Source organism: Halanaerobiales bacterium, assembly GCA_035270125.1.
Classification (GTDB): domain Bacteria; phylum Bacillota; class Halanaerobiia; order Halanaerobiales; family DATFIM01; genus DATFIM01.
Genome location: DATFIM010000032.1, coordinates 1 through 2,850, shown reverse-complemented (window position 1 = coordinate 2,850; position 2,850 = coordinate 1). Strand labels below are relative to the sequence as shown.

Below are 2,850 nucleotides of genomic sequence, written 5' to 3'. Positions count from 1 at the left end.
TAATTTTTATTGTCTTTTTGCAATTTTTCAGCAACTTCAAAAAGAACCGGAGCAAGACGATCAATTTCCGATTTTCTACTTCCTGGCATAAGAGTAATAACTTTATGATTTTTGCTAATTTGAAATTCATTATAAATCTCTTTAGCTGATTTTTCAGTTTCAACTATATCTAAAAGAGGATGTCCCACAAACTCTACTTCTGCACCTGCCCTTTTGTAAACTTCTCTTTCCATAGGCAGAGTAGCAGCAATAACAGCATCATATCTGGCCATCCATTTTGCCCTCCATTCTCCCCATATCCAGGCAGTAGGAGGAAAATAATTAACTACTGGTATTCCCATTTTTTTGCCAACTCTGGCCATTAACATATTAAATCCAGAATAATCAACTAAAAAAAGAATATCAGGCCTATTTTCTCTCATATGTTTTTTGAGAAGCCTGATATGTGCCAGATGTTCTTTTAAATTTTTAAGTGATTCTATAAACCCAATACTGCTGACATCAAGGGGATCAATCAAAATCTCTGCTCCTTCATCTTTTAAAGCCTCAGAGCCCATTGCTGTAAATTCTAAATTGGAATTCATCTTTTTTATTTCCCTAACAACTCGAGCAGCCTGAATATCTCCTGAGGTTTCTCCACAGACAACCATTATTCTTCCCATTTAATCCCCCCTGAATCATAAAAGCAAGCTCGGACAGCAATATCTGCTTTTGTAGCTTCCTTTAAAAATTCTTCTCTATTTATAATAAATGTTTTATTTGCTTCAATGACTAAAGCTTTAGCCTTTATCTTTTTCAAATTTTCTAATGTTTTTAAACCAACAGTCGGAATATCAAAACGCAAATCCTGATTTTCTTTAGCAACTTTGGCCATAACTGATCCTTTACCAGCAATCTCACCTGTTCTTAAAATAGCTTTATCAGTACCTTCCATAGCTTCAACAGCGACTACTGATTTATCTTTAGTGAGAACAGTTTGCCCTATATCTAATTTGCCTATCTCCAGAGCATTGATAAAGGCAAACTCCATTTCAGAATTAAGTGTTTTATCTGTTTTAATTTCATTTAAGCTACCAGGTTTGACTAATAGATCAGCCATTGCTTCAATTTGCGGTACTATTTCAAATCCTTCTTTTTCAAACTCTGCTCCAATAGCTCGTAAAATGGTATCATCATTATAATTTTCTATATTACTTAATATTTTTTTCATTCTATTATCCATTTTTAAATCATATATATTATTTTTCTCTACTTTACCGGCAAAAACAACTCTTTTAATATTTTTTTTATGGAGTAAAGAAAATAATTCGGCTATCTTACCTAACTCAACTTCAAAAATATCCTTTCCAAATTTCTCAAAAGAAAGAGAGTTATCTCCAGTTATTTTAAATATATATGGTCTTATTCCATTTTTAGCAGAATTTTTAGCCCAGTAATAAGGAAGTTCTCCCTTACCGGCTATTAAAGCAATATCTGACATAAAAGCCCTCCATTAACGACAAATACCTCGCTGTGCATTTCTTAAAAATCTTAGAAAATGTTCTATCTCTTCACTGGCATCAAGTTCCTGGTCCATTGTTTCTATTGCTTTATCTAAATTATAATCTGAACGATATAAAATTTTATAGGCTCTTTTGATTTCTTTACGTAATTTGGGTTTTACACCATTACGACGCAATCCAATAACATTAATACCATTAACACTTGCTGGACTACCATCAACTAATACATAAGGAGGTATATCCTTTACTACTTTTGAATGAGCACCTACCATAACTGTTTTACCTATTCTTACATACTGATGAATTGTAGTTAAACCAGCTATTACTGCATTATCTTCAATTGTAACATGACCACCTAAAGTTGCTGAATTAGTCATAACAATATTATTGCCTAACTGACAATCATGAGCAACATGACAGTAGGCCATAATGAAATTATTACTTCCTATTCTAGTTTCTCCTCCACCTTCTTCAGTACCTCGATGGATTGTTACATTTTCTCTTATAACATTGTTATCACCAATAAAAAGGTGAGTTTTTTCTCCATTATACTGAATATTTTGAGGGTCTTCACCTATAGAAGCTCCATGAAAAATCTCATTATTTTTACCAACAATTGTCCAACCTTCAATAACTACATGAGGACCAATAGTTGTTCCATCCCCAATTTCAACATTATCACCTATTATTGTATAAGGACCTATTTCTACATTTTTTCCTATTTTTGCATTTGGACTGACAATAGCTGTTTCATGAACATCAGCCATTTGCAGTATCTTCGATTTTTTCTTTCTTTCTCCCACTAATACCCTTCTCCTTTCAAGTATTGTTAATTTTATATTACTTCTCCTGCATTGCAAATAATAATTCAGCCTCAGCAACTAATTCTTCTTCAACATAAGCTTTGGCATCTAATTTTGCAATTGATTTTCTAAGTCTAATTACCTCACCTACAATTCTTAACTGATCACCGGGCCTAACAGTTTTTCTGAATCTTGCCCTATCTATTCCTGCAAAATAAGGGATCTTATTTTCAGGGTCATCAACAGTATTTTTCATCAAAAAACCACTAACCTGGGCCATAGCCTCAACAATAAGCACTCCGGGCATAATTGGATGTCCAGGATAATGTCCCTGAAAAAATTCTTCATTTATAGTTACATTTTTTATTCCCACAACTCTTTCCCCTTCTTTAAGTTCTTCAATTCTATCAACTAAAAGAAGTGGATAACGATGAGGTAAAACATTTTTTATTTCATCTATATCAAACATCTCTTTTATCCTCCTGTTCTTTCAAAATTTTACTAATTTCCTGTGCTAATTCTACATGTAATGAGTGGCCTGAACG

General features: G+C 33.0%; 4 protein-coding genes. All 4 read right to left on the bottom strand.

Going from position 1 to position 2,850, the window contains the following annotated elements; all coding sequences use genetic code 11:
- On the bottom strand, nt 1–662 hold a 662-nt coding region (locus VJ881_01665), incomplete at its 3' end, for a lipid-A-disaccharide synthase (GenBank protein ID HKL74746.1).
- Nucleotides 650–1,480, bottom strand: coding sequence for a UDP-2,3-diacylglucosamine diphosphatase LpxI (lpxI, locus tag VJ881_01660; GenBank protein HKL74745.1), 831 nt, complete (start codon nt 1,478–1,480; stop codon nt 650–652). The genes lpxI and VJ881_01665, both read right to left, overlap by 13 nt.
- A 12-nt stretch (nt 1,481–1,492) precedes the next feature.
- The gene (gene lpxA / locus VJ881_01655; GenBank protein ID HKL74744.1) at nt 1,493–2,269 is read right to left on the bottom strand and encodes an acyl-ACP--UDP-N-acetylglucosamine O-acyltransferase; all 777 of its coding nucleotides are present in this window, start codon (nt 2,267–2,269) and stop codon (nt 1,493–1,495) included.
- Between the two features lie 73 nt (nt 2,270–2,342).
- On the bottom strand, nt 2,343–2,774 hold the full coding sequence (gene fabZ / locus VJ881_01650; GenBank protein ID HKL74743.1) for a 3-hydroxyacyl-ACP dehydratase FabZ: 432 nt from the start codon (nt 2,772–2,774) through the stop codon (nt 2,343–2,345).
- Between the last annotated feature and the right edge of the window lie 76 nt (nt 2,775–2,850).

Coding starts and splice junctions, on each gene's coding strand:
- lpxI (HKL74745.1), bottom strand. CDS start 1,480: ATGTCAGATATTGCTTTAATAGCCGGTAAGGGAGAACTTCCTTATTAC.
- lpxA (HKL74744.1), bottom strand. CDS start 2,269: ATGGCTGATGTTCATGAAACAGCTATTGTCAGTCCAAATGCAAAAATA.
- fabZ (HKL74743.1), bottom strand. CDS start 2,774: ATGTTTGATATAGATGAAATAAAAAATGTTTTACCTCATCGTTATCCA.